The organism is Pedobacter sp. GQ55, from assembly GCF_059758925.1.
Genome location: NZ_JCAXEI010000009.1, coordinates 94,514 through 118,305, shown reverse-complemented (window position 1 = coordinate 118,305; position 23,792 = coordinate 94,514). Strand labels below are relative to the sequence as shown.

Genomic DNA, 23,792 nt, shown 5'->3' with positions numbered 1-23,792 from the left:
GCTACTGCTAAAAAAATTATAGCTTTGCTTAATAATCAATAAAATCAGGGATGTCAAAAATTGCATTAATTACAGGAGCAACTTCAGGTATTGGGGCTGCTTGTGCGCATTTGTTTGCGGCTCAAGGTTATAACTTAGTTTTACTAGGCAGAAGAGAACAGCTTTTAGCAGAGGTATCTAAACATCTGGAAGATAAATATGCCGTTGAAGTTAAAAAGATAGTTGCGGATGTAAGAGATAATGAAGATTTATCTTATCGTTTAGAAACTTTACCACAACAATGGAAGAAAGTAGATGTTTTAATTAATAATGCCGGCTTAAGTCAGGGGCTTGATCCTATAGATAAAGGTAATATTGATGATTGGGACACTATGATTGATACGAATGTTAAAGGTTTGCTGTATACTACACGCATAGTTTCTAACTGGATGATTGCCCGGAAATCTGGTCATATCGTAAATATTGGATCAATTGCAGGTAAAGAGGTTTATCCTAACGGAAATGTATATTGTGCCACTAAGCATGCAGTAGATGCTTTAAATAAAAGTATGAGAATTGACTTGTTGCCCCATGGCATAAAAGTTACCGCTATAAATCCCGGAATGGTTGAAACGGAATTCTCTAAGGTTCGGTTTAAAGGAGATGAGGGTAGAGCAAAAAAGGTTTATGATGGATTAGAACCCCTTGTTGCAAATGATATTGCTGAAGCAATATGGTTTGCAGTAAGCAGACCTGCTCATGTAAATATAAATGACATGTTGATAATGCCAACAGCGCAGGCAACAGGTACTATAATTAATAGAAAATAGAATACTAACAGAAAATCATATGATAGCTAATACGATAGATCAGGAAATAAAACAGGCAATGCTTGCGAAAAACCAGGCAAGGCTTAGGGGCTTAAGAGCAATAAAGGCAGCCTTGTTATTGGCGAAAACTGAAAAGGGATCATCAGAGGAAATTACCGAAGAAGCTGAGCTTAAGATTTTACAAAGATTAATTAAGCAGCGCAAAGAGTCGGCAGACATTTATAAACAGCAGGGCAGAGAAGATCTGAGTACTGTAGAAGAAGAAGAAATTGAGGTAATCAGCAATTTTATGCCTAAACAACTAGACAGAGCTGAAGTTGAAGCGGTGATTTCACAAATTATTAAGGATTCTGGTGCAAATTCTGTAAAGGAAATGGGTAAGGTAATGGGGCTAGCCAATAAGGAACTGGCAGGTAAAGCCGACGGTAAATTAATTGCAGAGATTGTAAAAACACAATTGGCATAAATTATGCTGGATTAAGCACATTAAGCCTTTTTCTTAAAATAATGTTTTAAAATTACATTAATTTAATTTTAGTCTACTAACTTAGTAGCATACCTTACAAAATATTCAATATGAGATACGAAGTAATAGAAGAAGATGGGTTTAAATATATAGAAGCTGGAAAAGGTGAGACCCTGGTATTACTTCATGGTTTGATGGGAGAACTAAGCAATTGGGAGGATGTGATTGATCATTTTAAAGAAAATTATCATGTCATGGTGCCAATTTTGCCCATCTATGAGCTACCAATACTCACACTCGGGGTAAAAAGTTTATCTAAATACATTCACAGATTTATAAAATTCAAAAAACTGGGACAGGTTGTTTTGATAGGGAATTCACTTGGTGGTCATGTTGGTCTTGTGTTTACAGTTTCTCATCAGGAACATGTAAAGGCTCTTGTATTAACCGGTAGCTCTGGACTATATGAAAATGCTTTTGGAGGGTCATTCCCAAGAAGAGAGAGCTATGATTACATTAAGGAAAAAGTAGAATTTACTTTCTACGATCCGGCAACTGCAACAAAAGAACTGGTTGATGAAGTGTATAAAAGTGTTAACGATCGTTCAAGAGTAATTAGAATTCTGGCATTGGCAAAATCTGCTATTCGCCATAACATGTCTAAAGACCTTTCTCGTATAACTATACCCGTTTCTTTAATCTGGGGTAAGCAAGATAAAGTAACACCACCAGAAGTTGCAGAAGAATTTCATCAACTTTTGCCGAATTCAGAATTGAATTGGGTAGATTTATGTGGCCATGCACCAATGATGGAGCGACCACAGGTTTTTAATGATTATCTGGATAAGTTTTTAAATAGAATTTTACTTAAATAATGTTTGCATCTGAACTCATATCTAATTCAATACCACCGCTAAAGACGTCTGACTCGGTTCAGAAAGCTTTGGATAGAATGGCTGAGTTCAAATTGTACCATCTACCAATTGTTAACGAAACCCAGTTTCTTGGATTAGTTGCTGAGGAAGAGTTAATTGAAGTTAGAGATGTTGAACAACCTATCGGTAGTTTATCACTTTCCATCTTAAATCCATTTGTATTTGAAGATGTTCATGTTTATGACATCATAAGGTTATTTAATCAGCTACACTTATCGGTAGTTCCGGTATTGGACTATAAAAAGAATTATTTAGGTCTGATATCAATAAACAATCTTTTAGAGTACACCTCAAATATCTTTGCGGTAAAGGAGTACGGTGGCATAATCGTTTTGGAAATAAGTAATAGGAACAACTCATTGTCGCATATGGCGCAGATTGTTGAAGCAGATAATGCTCAGATCCTCTCATCGTACGTGCAATCTTTTCCAGATTCTACCAGATTAGAAGTCACTTTAAAAATTAATAAAACTGATCTTTCAGGAATAATAGCTTCTTTTGAACGCTACGATTACCAGGTTAAGGCAGTATTTAACAGTACCATATCAGACAATGGTACCGAAGATAGATTTAATTCATTTATGAATTATTTAAATGTATAACCAGGGTTTATACAGATTCCATAACCGCAAAATGAAAATACATTAATGAAGATTGCAATTTACGGTAGAGAGTTCAATAATAGTGTATTGCCTTATGTGCAGGAAGTATTTAATGTTCTCGATAGTTATAAAAGCCCAATTCTGGTTTACGATAAATACCTCGATTTTGTAAAAGACAAAATCAAATTGCCAGCCAATATGCAGGTTTTTACCTGTCACGACGATCTTCTGGGAGAAACAGATGTATTATTGAGCTTAGGTGGTGATGGAACTTTGCTGGATACTTTATCATTAATCCGCGACTCAGGAATTCCTGTAATAGGGATTAATTTTGGACGTTTGGGTTTTCTGGCAAGTATTAATAAAGATGAAATAAAGAAAGCCTTTGAAGCACTGCACAACCGGGAATTTACCTTGGATAAAAGGAGTTTGTTGAGCTTAACTTCTAAACATGGGTTGTTTGGTGATGAAAACTTTGCCCTGAACGACATTACGATTCATAGAAGAGATAACTCGGCCATGATGATTATTCATGCTTATATGAACAATGAGTTCGTTAACTCCTATTGGGCAGATGGATTAATTATTGCCACACCGACTGGTTCTACAGCTTATTCACTGAGCTGCGGTGGCCCGATTATTTATCCAAGTTCACAAAACTTTGTTATTACGCCAATTGCGCCACATAATTTGAATGTAAGGCCGGTGATTATTCCTGACGATGTGTCGTTAACTTTTGAAATTGAGGCAAGAAGCTCCAAATTTTTAGTTTCCTGCGATTCAAGAACAGAAACAGTGGACAAGTCTGTCAAAATAATACTGAATAAGGCTAGCTTTCATGTAAATTTAATCAGGCTTAATAACGAGACCTACTTAACTACTTTAAGGAATAAATTGCTTTGGGGGATAGATACCCGAAATTATTAAAATGGATAAGAAACAACTTGTTTATTTTCTTGCAATGTTTCTTTGTGGAATCAGTGCAAAAGCCCAGGTTTTTGAGGTGGGTGCAGTGGCTGGTGGAGCAGGTTATTTAGGAGATTTGAATCAAAACAAACCGCTAAAAATAAGTGGGATCTCGGCCGGGGCTTTTGTTAAAGTAAATATAGATCCATATTGGGCCGTTGGGCTTCATTATACATATGGAAAGATAAAGGCAGATGATACAAAATCGGACAATGAACACTTCAGAAATAGAGGGCTAAATTTTAGCACGGCATTAAATGAAGTGAGCCTGCAGGTAGATTTCAATTTTTTTGAATACTTTGCGGGAGGAGGCACAAAAAGATTCTCGCCTTATATTTTTACAGGAATAGGTGGGGTATTGTATAATCCTACCGCCAGATATTCAGGTGTTGTGGGATTGGAAGATAAAAAATATAAATTGAGAGATTACCATACAGAAGGACAAAATGTATCTTACAGAAATTATGCACTAACGGTTCCTTATGGGGTAGGAGTAAAGGTAAAATTGAAAGAAAACTGGGGGTTATTTAGTCAGATTGGTTATAGAACAGCATATACTGATTATCTTGATGATGTAAGTGGCTTATATCCAAACATGACACATTGGGCTAACGAGCCAAATGGGGCTATAAGTAAACTGCTATCAAATCCTTCAAATTCTGCTACATCCGCTGTGCTTCAGTACACTCAAAGAGGTGATTTTAGAAAAAGAGATACATATATGTTTGTAGGTATTGGCATATCTTATACCTTTGTGTCCCAAAAATGTTATACATTTTAGGCATATTTGCAGGAAATTAATGGGATTTAAAGAACAAATCGACGTAACACGCTTGCCAGAGCACATTGCCATCATCATGGATGGAAATGGGCGATGGGCAAAAAATCAGGGTAAATTCAGACACTTCGGTCATGAAAGTGGTGTGTTGTCTGTAAAAGATATTGTAGAGGGTTGCGCTGATATAGGAATAAAATATTTAACTGTTTACGCCTTTTCGACAGAAAACTGGAACAGACCTATTGAAGAAGTTAATGCCTTGATGGAGTTGTTGATATCAACAATCAATCAGGAAACGGCTACTCTTAACAAAAATAACATCCGGTTAAATGCAATTGGTGACATTGCGTCGTTACCCCAAAAATGTATTGATGACTTACACAGTGCTATGGAAAAGACAGCAAAGAATACCCGCTGTACTTTAACATTGGCATTAAGCTATAGCGCTAAATGGGAGATCATTGATGCCGCTAAGAAACTGGCACAGAAGGTTAAAGACCAGAAATTAAATATTGAAGACATTAATGAAGAAAATTTTGCAGCTGAGTTAACAACAGTAAACATCCCTGATCCTGAACTCATGATCAGAACAAGCGGTGAACATAGAGTGAGTAATTTCCTGTTATGGCAAATGGCCTATACAGAACTTTATTTTACTGAAACACTATGGCCCGACTTCAGGCGAGAAGACCTTTTTGAGGCTATTGTAGACTATCAAAAACGCGAACGCCGCTTTGGTAAAATTAGTGAACAATTGAACTAATTTTACTTTTAACACTTTTTAACATGTGTTTAAATTAACTTAGCATCGATTTTTAGATTGTAAATGAAAAGAATATATCAACTCATATTATTGTTATTGATTGGTTTACCAACAATGGCACAGATTACCCGACCGTCCAATACTGCACCACCTACCCTTAAAGTTAAGGGCCTGGACTTGGATTATTTTAATCCAAAAGAGTACATCATTGGAGGTACTACCCTTACCGGAACTCATTTCATTGACAAGGATGTAATCATTACTTTATCTAAATTGATAAAGGGAGAACGTATTGTATTGCCAGGTGAGGCAACAGCCAATGCAATTAAGACCTTATGGGCTCAAGGCTTATTTGATGATGTGCAGTTAGATATCGCTAAAATTGTAGAGGATACTGTTTATTTTGACATTGAGGTGGTTGAACGACCGCGTTTAAGTTCATTTGAAATTAATGGCGTGAGTAAGTCGCAAAAGACTGACATCATGGAGAAATTAAATGAGAAAAGCGGGAAATCTATTATCAATGATAATTTATACAATTCAACAACTGCAACAATAAAGAAGTTCCTTTTAGGTAAGGGCTATTTCTTTACTACAGTAGAGTATAAAACTAAACCTGATCCAAGTTTGGAGAATGGGATGATTCTGCAAGTGTTTGTTGATAAGGGCCGAAAAGTAAAGGTTCATGAGATAAACTTTACCGGAAATAAGGATTTTTCATCTGCTAAACTGCGTAAGTTTTTAAAGAAAACAAAGCAACAGGCATTCTATAAAGTATTTGGCTCCGGAAAATTCAACAAGGAAAAATACGATGAAGATAAAGTAACGCTTATTGCCAAGATGCAGGATAAAGGTTATCGTGATGCGGTTATCCTTAAAGATAGCATTTTCCAGTATAGTGATAAAGCAATTGGTATCAATATAGATGTGTATGAAGGTCCCAAATATTACTTTGGCGATATTACCTGGGCAGGTAATGCTAAGTATACAACTGAGATCTTAGAAAAGACCTTTGGTATTGAAAAAGGAGAAGTGTTTAGTGAAGAAAAGCTTGAAAAGAAATTAAGAGGTAGTGCAAATGGTGATGATGTTTCAAGTATTTATCTTAATGATGGTTATTTGACTTTCAACGTTGATCCTGTGCAGACCAAAATTCATGGTGATACTGTAGATGTGGAAATGCGTATTTATGAAGGACCTCAGTATACCAATAATCGTATTACCTTAAAAGGAAATACCATAACAAATGACAGGGTAGTATTAAGGGAGATTCGTACAAAGCCAGGAGAAAAATTCTCAAAGGATTTATTGATCCGTACTGTTCGTGAGATCGGACAACTTGGTAACTTTGATGAATCTAAAACGGTTCCAACTCCTAAACCGAATCCGGCTGATGGTACAGTAGATATTGAGTATGCGGTCGAAGAGAAACCTTCTGATCAGATCGAATTGTCTGGTGGTTTTGGTGGTGGTAACATCATTGGAACATTAGGACTTACCTTTAACAACTTCTCATTAAAAAACATATTTAACCTGGATGCTTACAAACCTTTGCCTAAAGGTGATGGTCAGAAATTAAGTCTTCGCGGACAAACAAACGGTAAGTATTATCAATCTTACAGTTTCTCTTTCTCTGAGCCTTGGCTTGGTGGTAAGAAACCAATCAGTTTTGGTGTTAGTGCATTTACATCATTACAGTCAAATGGTTTGAAAGCTGGTGATCGCAACTTCCAAAAGATTCGTTTAAATGGTGTGACTGTTAGTTTGGGTAGAAGATTGAATTTTCCTGACAACTATTTTCAGTTAACACATGCTATTAATGTTCAACAATATATCTTAAATAACTATCCAGGGTATTTGTTCAGCACAGGAACTTCTTACAACCTTAACTTAACTCAAGAGCTAAGCAGGGACTCAAGAAATCATCAGATTTTCCCAACAGAGGGTTCGTACTTTAAGTTCACTATTCAGGCAACGCCTCCATACTCTCTTTTGAATAACATTAATTATGCAACAGCATCTGATAAACAACGTTATAAGTTTACAGAGTATCACAAATGGAAGTTTGAATCTCAGTGGTTCCAAAGATTGGCCGGCAAATTTGTTGTGATGGCACAAGCTCAGTTTGGATTCTTAGGAACGTATAACTCGGCAGTTGGAGAATCGGCATTTGAACGTTTTAAATTAGGGGGTGATGGTATGCAGGGATTTGATTTCTTACAAGGTTCAGAAGTAATTAAAATGCGTGGATATGCAAATAACGCAGTAATTCCACAAGGATCTGATGCGAATATCGCGCAGAATTCAGGAAGTCCTATATTTACCAAGTATGTTATGGAATTAAGATACCCAGTGATTGCAAGTCAACAAGCAACTGCATTTATTGTAGCATTTGCTGAAGGTGGTAATACCTGGAACAAGTTTGGCGATTTTAATCCTTTTAACATTAGAAGGACTGCAGGTGTTGGTGCTAGAATATTTTTACCGATATTTGGAATGTTGGGAATTGATTATGGGCATGCCTTTGATAAAATTCCAGGAATTGCTGATGGTGGAAAACAAAACTTCACTTTCAGTATTGCACAACAATTGGGAGGACTTTAATTAATTAATTGCTTTTAGAAATGAAAAAATACTTTTTAATATGCTTTTTGCTCTTCACCGGGTTTGGAGCATTTGCACAAAAGTTTGCTTACGTAGATACTGAATATATACTTAAACATTTGCCTGAGTATAAGTCTGCGCTGGATCAAATGAATGTACTGTCTCAGCAATGGCAGGAGAAGGTTGATGCTAACTTTACCGAAATAGATAAGATGTATAAAGCTTATCAGGCGGATCAGGTATTGTTAACTGAAGACATGCGCAAAAGGAGAGAGAATGAAATCATTGAAAAGGAAAAAGCGGCTAAAGATTTTCAACGTAAAATATTTGGCCCTGAGGGAGATCTTTTTCAGACCCGTTCAAAATTGTTAAATCCAATTCAAGACAAGGTTACAAAGGCCATTTCTGAGGTCGCGAAAGTTAAGCTCCTTGATTTCATATTTGATAAGAGCAGTGAAGCCACAATGATGATATACGCAAGTAGTACTTATGATGTTAGTAACGACGTTATTGTAAGATTGGGTTTCAAGCCTGGAACGATGCTGAAATAAACACACAAATAGATAAATTAAAAACAATTATTAAGAAAAATAAAGATGAGAAAGTTAATGAACGCATTTTTTGTAACAGCTGGCTTATTGTTCACTGTCAACATCGCAAATGCACAACAAAAATTGGCACACTTGAATTCAGCAGCTATTATTGAAGCAATGCCTGAAGTTAAAACTGCCAGGACCACATTGGAGGCCTTTCAAAAAACGAAAACTGCTGATATTGATAAAATGATTTCTGAGTACCAGATTAAACTTAAAAGTGCCCAGGATAAAGAAAAAACGATGAGCGAAGCAAACAAGGAAACTGTTGGTAAAGAATTACAAACAATGGGAGCTGAATTGCAAGACTTAGAGAAACGCATCACTGAAGCAAGAACAAAAGCTCAGCAAGAATTAGAAGCAAAAAATGCAGAACTGTTTAACCCTATTCAGGTAAAAGCTGATGCTGCAATCAAAGCGGTTTCAAAAGAGAAAGGTTACACTTATGTATTTGATACTGCAAACCAGGGACTAGTTTACTGGGATGGCGGCGAAGACATCACACCTCTTGTTAAAACTAAGTTAGGTATTGCTGCTACTGCAACAACTCCTGCTCCTAAAAAATAGTAAAAATCAAACCTCTGTCACAACATTCGAAAGAAAACAGTTAGTAGAGGAAAAAATATTTAAATTGCGGGATTGAGTGATAAAACTCAATCCCGTTTTTTTTGCAATGAATATTAAGCATTCCATTGGTGTTTTCGACTCAGGTTATGGCGGTTTAACAGTTTTTAAATCAATAGCCCAAAAACTACCTCAATACAACTATATCTATTTTGGTGACAATGCCCGTTCGCCTTATGGAGATCACTCATTTGATACCGTATATCAGTATACCTTAGAGTGTGTGGAATGGTTATTTGCCCAGGGATGCCAATTGGTCATCCTGGCTTGCAACACGGCCTCGGCAAAGGCTCTTCGCTCAATACAGCAGAACGTATTACCTTTTAAATATCCTAATAACAGAGTCCTTGGAGTAATCAGGCCAACGGCAGAAATAGTAGGGGAGTTTACCTCATCGAAAACTATTGGAGTCATGGGGACCCGCGGAACAATCAATTCCGAGTCTTATCTGATAGAGATTAATAAGTTTTTTCCTGAAGTAGAGGTTCTTCAACAAAGTTGCCCGATGTGGGTGCCATTAGTGGAGAACAACGAGCATTTGGATCGCGGGGCTGATTATTTTGTAGAAAAATACATTAATGAATTGCTGGAGAAGGACCACAAAATAGATTGTATTCTTTTAGCCTGCACACATTATCCCTTGCTTATTCCTAAAATAAAAGAAAAGCTTCCAGCAAACGTAAGTTTATTGGGGCAGGGTGATATTGTAGGAGACAGCCTTGTGTTGTATCTAAAAAATCATCCTGAGATCGCATCAAAGATTGCAACAGAGGGTAAGAAATCATTTTTCACTTCCGGAGATGAAGAGGTGTTTAACAGGCACGCCTCCATTTTTTTTGGATCTGATGTTATTTCGCACCGTATAAGCCTGAAAACCCAGTCATTATAATCTGACCGAAAGATTGTATTTCTTTCTAGGTTCTAATTATTATTAACGGTAAATTTGCCGCTCAAATAACACATAATGAGTGACTCGATAAAACATGAATGCGGAATAGCCTTTATTCGCCTTTTAAAACCTCTCTCATACTACCAGCAAAAATACGGGACTGCACTTTACGGACTTAATAAGCTTTACCTCTTAATGGAAAAGCAGCACAACCGTGGGCAGGATGGAGCAGGGATTGCAACAATTAAACTAGATGTAAAACCAGGTCATCGCTACATTAGCAGATACCGTTCAATGGCGCAGAATGCTGTTGCGGATATCTTTGGTTACGTTCAGAACAAATTTGTTGACATTCAAAACGAAACTCCTGAATTGATGCAGGATGCTGAGTGGCTAAAAAATAATGTAAGTTTTATTGGGGAAGTTTTACTGGGACATTTACGTTATGGTACACACGGTAAAAATAGCATAGAAAACTGTCATCCATTTTTACGTCAGAATAACTGGATGACCCGTAATCTTGTTATTGCCGGTAATTTTAACATGACCAATGTAGATGAATTACTGGAACAACTTTATGAGCTTGGTCAGCATCCAAAAGAACAAGCTGATACCGTTACCGTTTTAGAAAAAATAGGCCATTTCCTTGATGATGAAAATCAGGAGCTTTTTGATGAGTACAAAAAAGAAGGGCTTGATAATGTTCAGATCACTCATAAGATTTCAGAGAATTTAGATATTGCAAAAATATTAAAACGCTCCGCGAAAAACTGGGATGGCGGTTATGCAATCTCTGGTATTGTAGGAAATGGAGATGCATTTATCCTTCGTGATCCTTCAGGTATCCGCCCGGCTTATTATTATCAGGATGATGAAATTGTTGTAGCCGCTTCAGAGAGACCGGCAATTCAAACTGCATTTAATATCCCATTCAAAGACGTTAAAGAAATTGAACCGGGTCATGCGCTAATCGTTAAGAAAAACGGCACTGTAACCCAGGAGATTTTTAGAGAACCTGAAGAAAAAAGAGCATGCTCTTTTGAACGTATATACTTTTCAAGAGGTAGTGACGCCGAGATTTATAAAGAAAGAAAGCATTTAGGAGCTTTACTTTGTAAGCAAATACTTAGTGCTGTAAAATCGGATTTAAAAAACACAGTATTCTCTTTTATCCCTAATACTGCTGAAGTTTCATTTTATGGAATGGTTGAAGGGTTACATAGTTACATCAGAACTGTACAAAAAGATACTTTATTGCATCGCAAAGATTCCTTGAATGATGAACAATTGGATGAGTTATTGTCCATGTCTCCAAGGGTAGAGAAATTAGCGATTAAAGACGTTAAGTTAAGAACATTTATTACCCAGGATGCAGACAGAGGTGATATGGTTGCCCATGTCTACGATACCACATACGGTGTAATAAAAAATCATACAGATACTTTAGTGGCGGTTGATGATTCAATTGTTAGGGGTACAACTCTTAAGCAGAGTATTATCAAAATTATTGATAGACTGCACCCTAAAAAGATCATTATCGTTTCATCAGCACCACAGATACGTTATCCTGACTGCTATGGCATTGATATGTCGAAGATGGGACAGTTTGTCGCTTTTGAAGCAGCAATTCAACTTTTGAAAGCTCGTGGAATGGAGCATATTATTGAAGAGGTATACCAAAAATGTAAAGCTTCATTGTTGCTTCCAAAAGAGGAGATTGTAAACCATGTAAAAGACATTTACAGACCATTTAAGCAAGAGGAAATCTCTGCACAAATCACCAAAATTATTACTCCTGATAATATCAATGCAGAGGTAGAGGTAATTTATCAGACATTAGATAATTTACATGTGGCTTGTCCAAATCATACCGGCGATTGGTACTTCTCGGGTAATTACCCAACCCCAGGAGGAAATAAAGTTGTTAATAAAGCCTTTGTAAACTGGAAAGAAGGAAACAATCAAAGAGCTTACTAGAAGCGCAATTAGCAGATATAAAAAGTCCCGTTACATGTAAATGCAACGGGACTTTTTTATCGCTTTTGTTTACATGTGATACTTTATAAATACCTGAATAAACAACCTGATTGCAAAGATTAAGATCACTGCGCCCGCTATTTTATTGAGGTTCTGAATGCTTTTTTCCTTAATCCGGTATCTTAATTTGGCCGCATAATACGTTTTAACGCAATCAACTGATAGCTGCGTTGCCATCGCAATTACAAAGAATACTACCTTTTCGGCCATGTCATAATGAAGTTGCACCGAAATAATACCCCCAACCATAATCCAAAACATCAAAGTAGAGGGAGACAAGAGGCACATTAAAAAGCCTTTTAATATGTAACCTCTTTTTTTGATTTTTACGGTTTCTGAAATATCGTAGCTTACTTTTACTTTATTGAAAAGATAGTAGAGGCCAATTCCAAAAAGGAATAACCCACCAATAATACCAATGTATTGATTGTACTCAGAATTATAGTCAACAAATTGGGAACTGAATATAGTAAGCGAGATAAAGATTATGTCGCTGAAAACTACACCTATAGCTAAAGAGAACCCAGCTTTAAAGCCCTTTTCTATGCTGGTTTTTATCATGGAAAAAAATACGGGACCCGTTAAAAACGAAAATAAAATCCCCGCACCTACCCCTTGTAATATTGCTTCAAACATTCAGCTAAACATATATAATACGCTAATATGCGATTTTAAACATAAAGTGACCTTATTTTTTTACTTGTTTTCGTGCAGAAATGTAAGTCCCTGCAATGTGTAAACATTACACTTTAGCTTATAGTTTTTTTTATTTATGTTTAGCGTTCTAAAAAACCAAGTTTAAAATGAGTTCAGAAAATTCTCAAACCAAGTGGGGACAATTTATTCCCTTAGTCACAGTATTCTTTTTTTGGGGCTTTGTAGCTGCCAGTAATGACATATTAATACCGGTATTTAAAAAAGCATTTGACTTAACTCAAAGCCAAAGCCAATGGGTATCACTTGCATTTTATATCGCTTATACGGTTGGGGCACTAATTTATAATGCCATTTCAGTTTTAATGAAACAGGATCTTGTAAATAAGCTAGGTTACAAGAATTCACTAGCTTTAGGTTTGGTTATTTCTGCTGTAGGAACACTGTTGTTTTATCCAGCTGCAAATCTGGGCTCATTCCCATTAATGTTATCAGGCTTGTTTATAGTGGCATTAGGATTTTCATTGCAACAAACAGTAGCAAATCCATTAGCCATTGCGTTGGGGCCTATCAAAACGGGATCGCAACGTTTAACCTTAGCAGGTGGTATTAATAACTTTGGTACTACAATAGGACCCCTAATTGTTAGTTTTGCCATTTTTGGTTCATTGTCTACAGCAAGTGAAGATGTAAGTATTGAGAGTGTTAAAATACCATACTTAATTTTAGGCGTTGCGTTTATTGTGGTTGCCGTATTTTTAAAGCTATCTTCTTTGCCAGATAGACCAACCTTGGTTGAGTCAGTAATTGATGATCCAAGCCATAAGGGTTCTGCTTTAAAATATCCTCAGTTGGTCTTGGGTATGATTGCCATATTTGTTTATGTAGGCGTTGAAGTATCTACTGCAAGTAACCTGCCTGCTTACATGGAAAAAGATTTGGGCTTTGCAATTAAGGATATTGCACCATATGTATCTTTATACTGGGCTAGTATGATGATTGGTAGATGGACTGGAGCTGTTGAGGCTTTCACCGACAATGTGAGTGCACAGAAAATATTAAGATTTGTTGCTCCATATTTAGCGTTTGGGATCTTCTTAGGTGTTAATGCAATATTTCACCATGATTTAGCTCCGTTTTATGTTTATGGTCTAATTATCTTAGTATTGATCATTGCTGATATGGCGAGTAAAGGAAATCCAGCCAGAATGTTGCTGATATTCTCTGTCATAGGTATTAGTGCACTCTTGATCGGTATGTTTACAAAAGGCATGGTAAGTGTTTATGCACTTACAAGTGTTGGTCTATTCTGCAGTACATTGTGGCCTTGTATCTTTACATTGGCAGTTAGTGGTTTAGGTAAAAACACAAGTCAGGGAAGTAGCTTCTTAATCATGATGATCATGGGTGGAGGAATTATTAGTTGGATACAAGGATATGTATCTGAGTTCACGGGCATCCAATACAGTTATATAGTAGGTGTACTATGCTTTGCTTATCTGGCATATTATGCTTGGAAAGTAAGCGGCATCCTAAGAAAACAAGGAATTGATTTCGATAAAAAGATAGCCGGAGGTCACTAAAATAACCCTCGGATAAAAACTTCCCTCTTTGCTTAAAGGAGGGAAGTTTTTTTTTACCCTATATTTGCCATCCTGTTTTTTTGAATTAAAACGCATCAGATGAAGAAAGGATTTAAAGATATATTTATGAATTTGGCTAGCGATTTGTCGGCCCGCTCGCATTGTGTGCGTGCTCAGGTAGGAGCTGTACTAACAAAAGATACCCGAATTATCTCTATAGGTTATAACGGGCCACCTTCTGGTACACATAACTGTGATGAAGAGTGGCCGGAAACAGGATGCGACAGAGATTCGCGCGGTAGTTGTTCACTTGCATTACATGCAGAAGAGAATGCCATATTGTATGCGGTAAAAAATGGTTCTAAAATATCAGGATCAACTTTATATACCACTCTATCGCCATGCATCGCTTGCGCCCGGTTAATATTATCGTCAGGTATTAAATTAGTTTACTATAAAGACTCCTATGCAGAGTACAAGGGCTTGACGAGCGATGAAGGTGTTGATTTTCTGCGAAGATTTGGTGTGGAGGTAATTAAATATTCTTAACTTTGGCCATGCTAGAAAAAATCATAATTCTCGATTTTGGTTCCCAATACACACAATTAATTGCCCGTAGGGTACGCGAGTTAAATGTTTATTGCGAAATTCATCCCTTCAATCATATTCCTGAAATCTCATCTGACGTTAAAGGCATCATATTTTCAGGTAGTCCATACTCAGTTCGTCAGGAAGACGCACCTCAAATAGATCTTGAAAAATTCCATAAACATTATCCTGTTTTAGCAGTTTGTTATGGTGCTCAGTATATTGCCCAGCACACAGGTGGAGAGGTTAAAGCTTCATCAACACGCGAATATGGCAGAGCCAACCTAAACTTTGTAGCAGATAATAATAAGTTATTTAAAAATATAAGTACAGGTTCACAAGTGTGGATGTCACATGGCGATACCATTACTGCAATGCCTGCAAATGCGGAACTTATAGCCAGTACAGATAGTGTAAAAGTTGCCGCTTATCAGGTTAAAGATTCAGAAACTTATGCAATTCAGTTTCATCCAGAGGTAACACATAGTACTGACGGCAAACAATTGTTAGAAAACTTCCTTGTAGACATCTGCGGATGTAAACAAGAGTGGACTCCAGATGCATTTGTTGAGACCACCATTGCTGAGCTTCAGGCTAAATTAGGTAACGATAAAGTTGTTCTTGCCCTTTCAGGTGGTGTTGATTCAAGCGTTGCAGCAATCTTATTGCATAAAGCAATTGGCAAAAACCTCCACTGCATTTTTGTTGATAATGGTTTGTTACGCAAAGGAGAGTACGAATCAGTTTTAGAACAGTACAAACACCTTGGTTTAAACATCAAAGGAGTCGATGCTAAAGAACGTTTCCTTAGCCAGCTTGCAAAAGTTAAGGACCCTGAATTAAAGCGCAAGGCAATTGGCCGCGTATTCATAGAGGTATTTGATGATGAAGCACATGAGGTTCAGGATGTGAAATGGTTAGCGCAAGGAACTATTTATCCTGATGTTATTGAATCGGTGTCTGTTAAAGGACCGTCAGCAACAATCAAATCGCACCATAATGTTGGTGGATTACCCGATTTCATGAAGTTAAAGGTGGTAGAACCTCTTAATACCTTATTTAAGGACGAGGTAAGAAGAGTGGGGAGATCATTAGGTCTTGAGCACTTTATTATTGGTCGTCACCCTTTTCCTGGTCCCGGATTGGCTATCAGAATTCTTGGTGAAGTAACTGCAGAGAAAGTTGCCATTTTACAAGAAGCAGATGCCATCTACATTGATAACTTAAAAGAAGCCGGCCTTTACGATAAAGTTTGGCAGGCGGGAGCCATATTCCTTCCGGTTCAATCTGTTGGGGTAATGGGCGATGAGCGTACTTACGAAAACGTAATTTGCCTTCGCGCAGTTGAATCAGTTGATGGTATGACTGCCGATTGGTGCCACCTGCCATATAACGTACTCGCAAAAATTTCTAACGAAATAATTAACAAAGTAAAAGGAATTAATCGCGTCGTATATGATATCAGCTCAAAACCACCAGCCACAATTGAGTGGGAGTAAATATTGGGTAATAGCTTTTATTGGACTTTTTTTAGCTGCATGTTCACCTAAAATTCAAAAGACCACTACTAAAAAGCCCGATGTTCCTAAAAAGATAGAAGAGAAAAAAGAAAGGCCCGCGGCTAAATTTACGCAGGCTGATATTTCTCTGCTTGTTCCATTTAGATTAAATGATTTAAGACTTAAAACTGCTACTAAAGCAGAAGTCGAAAAATCAGCTATGGCTATCGATTTTTATCAGGGATTTAAGCTTGGTATAGATTCCGCAGCAGAACAAGGCCTCAATTTTAAATTGAATGTTTATGATTCCCGCGACAATAACAGTCAAATTGAAGGATTGATTAAAAACGGAGGATTAAACAACAGTAATTTAATTGTTGGACCGGTTTACCCCGCTGGATTAAAATACATTAAAGATTACTCCATAGCCAAAGGCATTCCTGTTGTTAATCCACTCGCGGCTACACATCCGCAGGAATTTAATAACCCAAATTTGATCTCTATTGTAAATAATATAGACTTACATGTAGAAAAATTAGGGCTTTATATTACTAAACATTACAATCCCGAAAACACAGTTTTAGTGCTCATAGATTCAAAAGATGCAGGCAGTAAATTACTGTCAGTACCTTTAAAAGCATATTTTGAAACCAACAAGAAAAAGTTCACTTTTCAGGAATTTGCTTCCGTTTTTACTATGGAGCTAAACCTGATCAAGAATAAAAAATATGTCGTTATTGTAACTTCTCCAGATAGAAAGTTTGTAATACCAACACTTGATAAGCTAGTGAAATTAAAAAATGCCGGTTTGGATATAGATTTGTATGGTCATCCAGACTGGATAAAACAAAATTATAATATTGATAAGCTTCAGGCGCTGAACACTGCTGTAACGTCATCTTATAAGGTCGACTATAAGAATAGCCATGTGATCTCATTTATTAAGAAATACAGGGCCGCGTATAGTTTCGAACCTGGTGAATATTCGTTTAAGGGATTCGATATCGGCTTTTATTTTGGTCAGCTTATTTCTAAACATGGAAAAGATTATCTGAAATACATTACAGAAGAAAAATATAAAGGGCTGCATAATAGTTTTTCATTCTTTCATGATGAAAAATTAGGTTATATTAATACCAGTTTAATGTTGTTACGTTACCAGGATTTTTCTTTAAATCTTATTGAATGAAGGTAGAGCACCAGATCAGGGCATTTGAACAGGTCTTTAAAAGTTATGATGGCACACAGCCGCTACATCGTTTTTTGTTTACTTATTTTAAGCAACATAAACAAATGGGCTCGTCTGACCGACGTTGGGCTACCAGATACATTTATAGTTTTTTCAGATTAGGCAAGGCACTCATAAAAGAAGATGCCTTACTTCGTTTGGCTATTGCCGATTTCCTTTGCAATCAAACACTAAGCCTGGTAATTGAAACTAAGTTGCCTCAGTTTAAGGAGCAGATCAATCTTTCCGTTCAGAAAAAAATAGCTTTAATAACAGACAAGTATCCTTCCTTTAAACTTTCTGAGATATTCATATTCAATGAAAACCTGAGTAAGGATATTGAAAAGCAAGACTTTTACGAGTCATTTTTTATACAGCCGGATTTATTTTTGCGAGTTAAACCGAGCTATATAAACCAACTTATTGAAACGTTAAAAGAAGCAGAAATAGCGATTGAAGAGATTAGCAAAACTACTTTGGCTTTGCCAAATGGAACTAAGCTGGAAAAAATTGTTCCCTCACAGCAGTATTATCAGGTACAGGATTTATCCTCACAAAAAACAGGAGATTTTTTTGAACCTCAGACCTGGGACTACTGGTGGGATTGTTGTGCCGCATCAGGAGGTAAATCCCTGCTTCTGCACGATCTTGAGCCTAGCGTACAGTTGTTGGTTAGTGACGTAAGAGAAAATAGCTTAAACAATCTGGAAGAGCGTTTCCGTGAAGCGGGATTGAAAAAGTATCAGAAGAAAGTATTAGATCTGCTTCAGAACAACGATCAGGATCTTCATCATTATGAATTTGACGGGATTATTCTGGATGCACCTTGTTCAGGATCGGGTACCTGGGGGCGTACTCCAGAAATGCTTTATTATTTTGACGCTCATAAAATCAGTTACTTTTCGAAACTTCAAACCGCAATCGCAGGTAATGTTGTTAAATATCTGAAAACAGGAAAGCCTTTGGTATACATCACCTGTTCTGTATTTAAACAGGAAAATGAAGATGTTGTAGCGTGGATAGTAGAAAACCTACCTCTACAACTCGAAAAAATGGAAGTGATTAAAGGCTATAAAGATAAAGCAGATACCATGTTCATTGCTCGCTTTATTAAAAAATAGTCACTCTTTTAGTGCCCATGGGTGCCAAACCACTGCTTAATCTTACTCTTAATGTGACTTATGGTCTCAAACAATATGGCCAGCACACCAATAATCAACGTGAATTGCTCGAAGCTGTTCATAGCCTTTTTTATTTTAGACCATCAAAGAACACTTTTGTTACAGGCCGGTATTGTTTCTGAATAATTTGATGGCAATAGCAAGAAGAATGATTCCAAAAGCTTTTCTTAAAACATTTAAGCCGGATTTACCAAAAAGCTTCTCTAGGCGCTCTGTATTTTTTAATACGAAGTAAACAAACAGCATATTGATGATGATGCCAATAATGATGTTTTGAGTTGCATATTCAGTTTTTAGGGAAAGTAAAGTAGTCATGGTTCCTGCGCCTGCTATTAATGGAAATGCAAGAGGCACAATTGATACCGTTTCAGGGGCATCACCTTCTTTAAAAATGGTCAGACCAAGTACCATTTCCATGGCAATAAAGAAGATTACGAATGAACCTGCAATGGCAAATGATTCAACATCTAGTCCAATAACCTTTAATAAGGTCTCACCGGCAAACAAAAAGATAACCATGAGTACGGTTGCAACTATTGCTGCCTTTTCAGATTGAATGTGTCCAGCCTTCTTTCTAAGCTCAATTACTACAGGTATAGCTCCAAGAATATCAATGATAGCGAATAGTACCATTGAAGTGGATAGAATTTGTCGAAAATTGAATTCCATAGCAGTTAATTTATGGTACAAAGGTAAATTAATTAGCAATAAAAAAGCCACTCAGTTTTGAGTGGCTTTTTTATTGCTAATTATACTTGTATACTTGATTACTTTGGTTGAACTCGACTAGATGTTGAAGCGCGATATAAATATAAAACCATATGAGCAACAGCAAATATTAGAGAGAAGTAGTATAATCCTGTGTCTTTGCCGTCAGTAATATTGTGGTGAATTAATGCCACTATAATCAACAATATGGCAAGGCCAAAACCTACGTAAGAAACTGTTTTAGTGCTTTTCGCCAATGTAGCTTGCAAATTATCAGATAATAAACTGTTTTTCATACCATAGAAAAGGTACACGTTAATACCAATAATCATCCACACTATTAAACGAACCCATGTATCAAGAGGCAGGAACACCATCATACCTAAGCAAACCGCTACGCCCAGTATCGGAATAAGCGGTACCAAAGGCACTTTAAATGCGCGAGGCAAATCAGGCATTCTATTTCTTAGGATAACTATTCCGATGCAAACAAGAATAAATGCCAAAAGAGTACCTATGCTTGTCATTTCGCCCACTACAGTGGCCGGAACAAATGCCGCGAATAAGCTTACAAAAAACATAAATAATAAGTTGCTTTTTGCAGGAGTACTATATTTAGGATGAACTTTCGAGAATACCTTTGGTAATAAACCATCTTTACTCATCGAGAAGAATACCCGCGATTGGCCTAATAGCATCACCAGGATAACTGAGGCATAACCACCCAGAATGGCAAGTATAATCAATTTATTTAACCATGGATAAGACGGAACAACAACACCTGCGGCATTTTTAACACCCATATTGTCAATAGCAACCGCAACGGGAGCAATACCATCCTGACCTTTAAACATGTCAAAATTAGCTACCCCGGTCATTACGTGTGCAAATAGAATATATAGAATTGTACAAATAAACAAAGAAACAAGGATACCGATAGGCATATCTTTCTTGGGATTTTTTGCCTCCTGAGCAGCTGTAGAAACCGCATCAAAACCGATATAGGCAAAGAAAACAATTCCGGCGGCTCGTATTACACCTCCCCATCCGTGCGTAAACATACTTTCGTGACCTGGCTTATCAGCAGGAATAAAATAAGGTGAATAGTTGTCGGCGTTAATATATTTCCATCCTAAAAGGATAAAAATGAATACAATTACCACTTTAATAGCTACAATAAGCCCATTAATAAATGCGGATTCGCTGGTTCCTCTGATCAATACAAAGGACATTAAGACGATAATAAATACGGCAGGTAGGTTAAACATACCAGAAACTACGGTGCCATCTAAGAGGGTCGCCGTTTCAAAAGGCGACATGGTTACCTGCGCGGGCAGATGGACATCGTAATACGCTAGAAACTTGACCAGATACCTACTCCAGCTAATGGATACCGTTGCGGCACCTAAAGCATATTCCAATACCAGATCCCAACCGATTATCCAGGCTATAAATTCGCCCATTGTAGCATAAGAATAGGTATAAGCACTACCTGCTACCGGGATCATTGAAGCAAATTCGGCATAACATAAGCCTGCAAAAGCGCAACCGAGAGCTGCAATGACAAATGAGATGGTAATGGCTGGCCCTGCGTTATTGGCAGCTGCAGATCCTGTTATGGAAAACAGCCCGGCACCGATAATTGCACCAATACCCAAAGCCACCAAATTGACGGGGCCAAGGGTCCGTTTCAGGGTTCCTTCACCACTTTCAGCAGCTTCTTGTGTAAGTAAGTCAATTGACTTTCTAAAATTCATAGTTTAAAGTTTAGTTAAAGTGTATCTATAACTCGTCTAGTTTATATTATATGTGCCAAACCTAAATAAAATATATCTAAAAATAAAAGGGATTCTTTTACGAAATCCCTTTTATTTTTATCCTAATGAAGTTTAAGGTTGAGCTTTAGCGTTGTCAATCGATCTTCTTGGCTGTTTCTCCTCTGTTTTTAGTGTACTGCTCATTTTGTTTTGAGCTAATTGGATGCTTTCAGGTCTTTCCTCAGGTAAAGATTTTACGTTTTTAGCTTTTTCTTGTGTTAATGCTGAAATTTTAGCAGAAACCTGAATTGAATTCGTGATTTCTGTTTTTGAGGCGGTATTCTCGCCTGGACTAACAGCGATATAAGGGGCAATAACCAAAGAAACAATAGACATTAGTTTAATAAGGATGTTCATTGATGGACCCGAAGTATCTTTAAAAGGATCGCCAACGGTATCACCTGTAACAGATGCTTTATGAGGCTCAGATTTTTTGTAATGCATCTCGCCATTGATCTCTACACCTTTTTCAAATGATTTTTTAGCATTATCCCAGGCACCGCCTGCATTACTCTGAAAAATTCCCATAAGTACTCCTGATACCGTAACACCGGCCAACAGACCGCCTAATATTTCAGCAGAACTTACCGATGGGAAAACACCTTTGAAACCAAAACCCACTATAATTGGAACTAAAAGTGCGATAGCACCTGGCAACATCATTTCGCGGATCGAAGCCTTGGTTGAAATGGCAACACATTTTTCGTATTCCGGCTTTGCTTTGTAATCCATAATTCCTGGAATTTCGCGAAACTGGCGACGAACTTCCTGTACCATATCCATTGCGGCCTTACCAACTGCTGCAATACATAATGCAGAAAATATAAAAGGAATCATCGCACCTACAAACAGCCCAGCCAAAACAGGAGCTTTATAAATGTCGATGGCCGATATACCCGCTACACCAACAAATGCCGCAAATAAAGCAAGAGAAGTTAATGCTGCCGATGCAATTGCAAATCCTTTACCGGTAGCTGCAGTTGTATTACCAACAGCATCCAGATTGTCGGTACGTTCACGTACTTCAGGTGGTAGTTGACTCATTTCAGCGATACCACCGGCATTATCAGCAATAGGACCGAATGCATCAATTGCTAACTGCATTGCTGTAGTAGCCATCATACCTGCGGCGGCAATCGCTACACCGTATAATCCTGCAAAAGCATAAGAGAAAATGATGCCTCCGGCTAAAACCAGGATAGGAGCAACAGTAGATTTCATACCTACCGATAAACCACCGATAATGTTTGTTGCGTGACCTGTGCCAGATTGCTGGATAATTGAATTAACAGGGCCTTTTCCCATCGCAGTATAATATTCAGTTATGATACTCATTAAAGTACCCACAACCAGACCTACTATGATTGCAAAAAATACATCAATGCTGGTAAAATCAACACCGCGCAAATGCAGGTTTGAAGGCAGCATCCACATCACAATGAAATAAGATGCAATGGCAGTAATTACGATTGATCCCCAGTTACCCAGGTTCAATGCTGTTTGTACGTTAGAATCCTCGCCCTTGATACGTACAAACCAGGTTCCTACTATTGAAAAGAGGATCCCCAGTCCGCAGATCACCATCGGCAATAGTATCGGAGACATACCTCCAAAATTATCTGCGGCAACAATTTCCTGCCCTAATACCATTGTAGCTAGTATGGTTGCCACATAAGATCCGAATAAATCTGCTCCCATACCGGCCACATCACCAACATTGTCGCCAACGTTATCTGCAATGGTTGCCGGGTTACGCACATCATCTTCAGGAATTCCAGCTTCAACTTTACCAACTAAGTCGGCACCAACATCGGCAGCTTTGGTGTAAATACCACCGCCCACACGTGCAAAAAGCGCAATAGATTCGGCTCCTAATGAAAATCCGGTTAGTACCTCTATTGCTGTTTTTAATTCTGTGCTGTTTGGTTGAACAACATTAAAAATGTTAAGGAAAACAATAAATAAACCGCCTAAACCTAAAATAGCTAAGCCTGCTACACCCAGTCCCATTACCGTACCGCCGGTAAAAGAAACCTTTAGCGCTTGTTTTAAACTAGTTCTCGCAGCCTGTGTAGTACGAACATTCGCTTTTGTTGCCGCTTTCATGCCAATGTACCCTGCTGTTGCAGAAAACACAGCTCCAATAATAAAAGCAATAGATATGATCCAGCTGGAGTGTAATTGTACGCCGTTAACTTCATGTACCGTTCCTGAATAGGCAAGCAATGCAGCCGTAAACACAACAAAAATGCTAAGTACTTTCCATTCAGCTTTTAAAAAGGCCATTGCACCGTCAGCAATATAGCCAGCCAGTTCCTGCATGTTTTTATCCCCTGCATCCTGTTTGTTTACCCATGCGCTTTTAATTGCCATCACAATGATGCCAATTAAACCCAATGCGGGAATAAAATAGATTAAATTGTTCTGTAAAAACTCCATACTTTGATCTCTTGTTTAGTTTATTTTTG

General features: G+C 37.5%; 21 protein-coding genes. 17 read left to right on the top strand and 4 right to left on the bottom strand.

Annotated elements, in window-relative coordinates:
• Window positions 1–50 precede the first annotated feature (50 nt).
• The 12 genes from AC6CH7_RS20770 (at window position 51) to AC6CH7_RS20715 (ending at window position 12,006) form a co-directional block, all read left to right on the top strand.
• Entirely contained in the window at window positions 51–809 is a 759-nt protein-coding gene (locus tag AC6CH7_RS20770) for an SDR family NAD(P)-dependent oxidoreductase (RefSeq protein ID WP_498264546.1), read from the top strand.
• 19 nt (window positions 810–828) lie between these two features.
• Complete coding sequence (locus tag AC6CH7_RS20765; RefSeq protein WP_498264545.1) at window positions 829–1,275, top strand: GatB/YqeY domain-containing protein; 447 nt, start codon at window positions 829–831, stop codon at window positions 1,273–1,275.
• Between the two features lie 110 nt (window positions 1,276–1,385).
• Window positions 1,386–2,150 carry an alpha/beta fold hydrolase gene (locus tag AC6CH7_RS20760; RefSeq protein WP_498264544.1) on the top strand — a complete coding sequence of 255 codons (765 nt, stop codon included), beginning with the start codon at window positions 1,386–1,388 and terminating at the stop codon, window positions 2,148–2,150.
• Entirely contained in the window at window positions 2,150–2,812 is a 663-nt protein-coding gene (locus AC6CH7_RS20755) for a CBS domain-containing protein (RefSeq protein ID WP_498264543.1), read from the top strand. Before AC6CH7_RS20760 ends, AC6CH7_RS20755 begins: the two co-directional genes overlap by 1 nt.
• Before the next feature lie 45 nt (window positions 2,813–2,857).
• A complete protein-coding gene (locus tag AC6CH7_RS20750; RefSeq protein WP_172661187.1) occupies window positions 2,858–3,739 on the top strand; it encodes an NAD kinase in 882 nt (293 codons plus the stop codon).
• A 1-nt stretch (window position 3,740) separates the two neighbouring features.
• Window positions 3,741–4,559, top strand: coding sequence for a type IX secretion system protein PorG (gene porG / locus AC6CH7_RS20745; protein ID WP_498264542.1), 819 nt, complete (start codon window positions 3,741–3,743; stop codon window positions 4,557–4,559).
• A 19-nt stretch (window positions 4,560–4,578) separates the two neighbouring features.
• Entirely contained in the window at window positions 4,579–5,319 is a 741-nt protein-coding gene (gene uppS / locus AC6CH7_RS20740) for an undecaprenyl pyrophosphate synthase (RefSeq protein WP_048907231.1), read from the top strand.
• 63 nt (window positions 5,320–5,382) lie between these two features.
• Window positions 5,383–7,923, top strand: coding sequence for an outer membrane protein assembly factor BamA (gene bamA / locus AC6CH7_RS20735; protein WP_498264541.1), 2,541 nt, complete (start codon window positions 5,383–5,385; stop codon window positions 7,921–7,923).
• Between the two features lie 20 nt (window positions 7,924–7,943).
• The gene (locus tag AC6CH7_RS20730) at window positions 7,944–8,474 is read left to right on the top strand and encodes an OmpH/Skp family outer membrane protein (protein ID WP_498264540.1); all 531 of its coding nucleotides are present in this window, start codon (window positions 7,944–7,946) and stop codon (window positions 8,472–8,474) included.
• 45 nt (window positions 8,475–8,519) lie between these two features.
• Window positions 8,520–9,083: an OmpH/Skp family outer membrane protein gene (locus AC6CH7_RS20725; protein ID WP_498264539.1), complete on the top strand. Its 564-nt coding sequence runs from the start codon at window positions 8,520–8,522 to the stop codon at window positions 9,081–9,083.
• Window positions 9,084–9,189: 106 nt separating this feature from the next.
• The gene (gene murI / locus AC6CH7_RS20720) at window positions 9,190–10,029 is read left to right on the top strand and encodes a glutamate racemase (RefSeq protein WP_498264538.1); all 840 of its coding nucleotides are present in this window, start codon (window positions 9,190–9,192) and stop codon (window positions 10,027–10,029) included.
• A gap of 75 nt (window positions 10,030–10,104) precedes the next feature.
• A complete protein-coding gene (locus AC6CH7_RS20715; protein WP_498264537.1) occupies window positions 10,105–12,006 on the top strand; it encodes an amidophosphoribosyltransferase in 1,902 nt (633 codons plus the stop codon).
• Window positions 12,007–12,075: 69 nt separating this feature from the next.
• On the opposite strand, the gene AC6CH7_RS20710 is transcribed toward AC6CH7_RS20715, so the two are convergent.
• The gene (locus AC6CH7_RS20710) at window positions 12,076–12,702 is read right to left on the bottom strand and encodes a LysE family translocator (RefSeq protein WP_498264536.1); all 627 of its coding nucleotides are present in this window, start codon (window positions 12,700–12,702) and stop codon (window positions 12,076–12,078) included.
• Window positions 12,703–12,869: 167 nt separating this feature from the next.
• Between AC6CH7_RS20710 and AC6CH7_RS20705 the strand changes: the two genes are divergently transcribed.
• The 5 genes from AC6CH7_RS20705 to AC6CH7_RS20685 all read left to right on the top strand — a co-directional run bounded on the left by AC6CH7_RS20705 (window position 12,870) and on the right by AC6CH7_RS20685 (window position 18,739).
• A complete protein-coding gene (locus AC6CH7_RS20705; protein ID WP_498264535.1) occupies window positions 12,870–14,303 on the top strand; it encodes an MFS transporter in 1,434 nt (477 codons plus the stop codon).
• Between the two features lie 99 nt (window positions 14,304–14,402).
• Window positions 14,403–14,852: a deoxycytidylate deaminase gene (locus AC6CH7_RS20700; protein ID WP_498264534.1), complete on the top strand. Its 450-nt coding sequence runs from the start codon at window positions 14,403–14,405 to the stop codon at window positions 14,850–14,852.
• Between the two features lie 8 nt (window positions 14,853–14,860).
• The gene (gene guaA, locus AC6CH7_RS20695) at window positions 14,861–16,390 is read left to right on the top strand and encodes a glutamine-hydrolyzing GMP synthase (RefSeq protein ID WP_048907224.1); all 1,530 of its coding nucleotides are present in this window, start codon (window positions 14,861–14,863) and stop codon (window positions 16,388–16,390) included.
• A complete protein-coding gene (locus AC6CH7_RS20690; RefSeq protein WP_498264533.1) occupies window positions 16,347–17,579 on the top strand; it encodes an ABC transporter substrate-binding protein in 1,233 nt (410 codons plus the stop codon). The genes guaA and AC6CH7_RS20690 overlap by 44 nt, the downstream gene beginning before the upstream one ends.
• On the top strand, window positions 17,576–18,739 hold the full coding sequence (locus AC6CH7_RS20685; protein ID WP_498264532.1) for an RsmB/NOP family class I SAM-dependent RNA methyltransferase: 1,164 nt from the start codon (window positions 17,576–17,578) through the stop codon (window positions 18,737–18,739). Before AC6CH7_RS20690 ends, AC6CH7_RS20685 begins: the two co-directional genes overlap by 4 nt.
• A 159-nt stretch (window positions 18,740–18,898) precedes the next feature.
• Here AC6CH7_RS20685 and AC6CH7_RS20680 read toward each other — a convergent pair whose 3' ends face one another.
• From AC6CH7_RS20680 to AC6CH7_RS20670, 3 genes are all read right to left on the bottom strand, one after another.
• Complete coding sequence (locus AC6CH7_RS20680; RefSeq protein WP_048907221.1) at window positions 18,899–19,468, bottom strand: MarC family protein; 570 nt, start codon at window positions 19,466–19,468, stop codon at window positions 18,899–18,901.
• A 98-nt stretch (window positions 19,469–19,566) separates the two neighbouring features.
• Window positions 19,567–21,264, bottom strand: a complete 1,698-nt coding sequence (locus AC6CH7_RS20675) for an amino acid permease (protein WP_498264531.1) — start codon at window positions 21,262–21,264, stop codon at window positions 19,567–19,569.
• 132 nt (window positions 21,265–21,396) lie between these two features.
• The gene (locus AC6CH7_RS20670; protein ID WP_498264530.1) at window positions 21,397–23,763 is read right to left on the bottom strand and encodes a sodium-translocating pyrophosphatase; all 2,367 of its coding nucleotides are present in this window, start codon (window positions 23,761–23,763) and stop codon (window positions 21,397–21,399) included.
• Window positions 23,764–23,792 lie beyond the last annotated feature (29 nt).

What these genes read in the sequence shown, in the direction of transcription:
- AC6CH7_RS20770 (WP_498264546.1), top strand. Translation starts at nt 51, where the DNA reads ATGTCAAAAATTGCATTAATTACAGGAGCAACTTCAGGTATTGGGGCT.
- AC6CH7_RS20765 (WP_498264545.1), top strand. Translation starts at nt 829, where the DNA reads ATGATAGCTAATACGATAGATCAGGAAATAAAACAGGCAATGCTTGCG.
- AC6CH7_RS20760 (WP_498264544.1), top strand. Translation starts at nt 1,386, where the DNA reads ATGAGATACGAAGTAATAGAAGAAGATGGGTTTAAATATATAGAAGCT.
- AC6CH7_RS20755 (WP_498264543.1), top strand. Translation starts at nt 2,150, where the DNA reads ATGTTTGCATCTGAACTCATATCTAATTCAATACCACCGCTAAAGACG.
- AC6CH7_RS20750 (WP_172661187.1), top strand. Translation starts at nt 2,858, where the DNA reads ATGAAGATTGCAATTTACGGTAGAGAGTTCAATAATAGTGTATTGCCT.
- porG (WP_498264542.1), top strand. Translation starts at nt 3,741, where the DNA reads ATGGATAAGAAACAACTTGTTTATTTTCTTGCAATGTTTCTTTGTGGA.
- uppS (WP_048907231.1), top strand. Translation starts at nt 4,579, where the DNA reads ATGGGATTTAAAGAACAAATCGACGTAACACGCTTGCCAGAGCACATT.
- bamA (WP_498264541.1), top strand. Translation starts at nt 5,383, where the DNA reads ATGAAAAGAATATATCAACTCATATTATTGTTATTGATTGGTTTACCA.
- AC6CH7_RS20730 (WP_498264540.1), top strand. Translation starts at nt 7,944, where the DNA reads ATGAAAAAATACTTTTTAATATGCTTTTTGCTCTTCACCGGGTTTGGA.
- AC6CH7_RS20725 (WP_498264539.1), top strand. Translation starts at nt 8,520, where the DNA reads ATGAGAAAGTTAATGAACGCATTTTTTGTAACAGCTGGCTTATTGTTC.
- murI (WP_498264538.1), top strand. Translation starts at nt 9,190, where the DNA reads ATGAATATTAAGCATTCCATTGGTGTTTTCGACTCAGGTTATGGCGGT.
- AC6CH7_RS20715 (WP_498264537.1), top strand. Translation starts at nt 10,105, where the DNA reads ATGAGTGACTCGATAAAACATGAATGCGGAATAGCCTTTATTCGCCTT.
- AC6CH7_RS20710 (WP_498264536.1), bottom strand. Translation starts at nt 12,702, where the DNA reads ATGTTTGAAGCAATATTACAAGGGGTAGGTGCGGGGATTTTATTTTCG.
- AC6CH7_RS20705 (WP_498264535.1), top strand. Translation starts at nt 12,870, where the DNA reads ATGAGTTCAGAAAATTCTCAAACCAAGTGGGGACAATTTATTCCCTTA.
- AC6CH7_RS20700 (WP_498264534.1), top strand. Translation starts at nt 14,403, where the DNA reads ATGAAGAAAGGATTTAAAGATATATTTATGAATTTGGCTAGCGATTTG.
- guaA (WP_048907224.1), top strand. Translation starts at nt 14,861, where the DNA reads ATGCTAGAAAAAATCATAATTCTCGATTTTGGTTCCCAATACACACAA.
- AC6CH7_RS20690 (WP_498264533.1), top strand. Translation starts at nt 16,347, where the DNA reads ATGATATCAGCTCAAAACCACCAGCCACAATTGAGTGGGAGTAAATAT.
- AC6CH7_RS20685 (WP_498264532.1), top strand. Translation starts at nt 17,576, where the DNA reads ATGAAGGTAGAGCACCAGATCAGGGCATTTGAACAGGTCTTTAAAAGT.
- AC6CH7_RS20680 (WP_048907221.1), bottom strand. Translation starts at nt 19,468, where the DNA reads ATGGAATTCAATTTTCGACAAATTCTATCCACTTCAATGGTACTATTC.
- AC6CH7_RS20675 (WP_498264531.1), bottom strand. Translation starts at nt 21,264, where the DNA reads ATGAATTTTAGAAAGTCAATTGACTTACTTACACAAGAAGCTGCTGAA.
- AC6CH7_RS20670 (WP_498264530.1), bottom strand. Translation starts at nt 23,763, where the DNA reads ATGGAGTTTTTACAGAACAATTTAATCTATTTTATTCCCGCATTGGGT.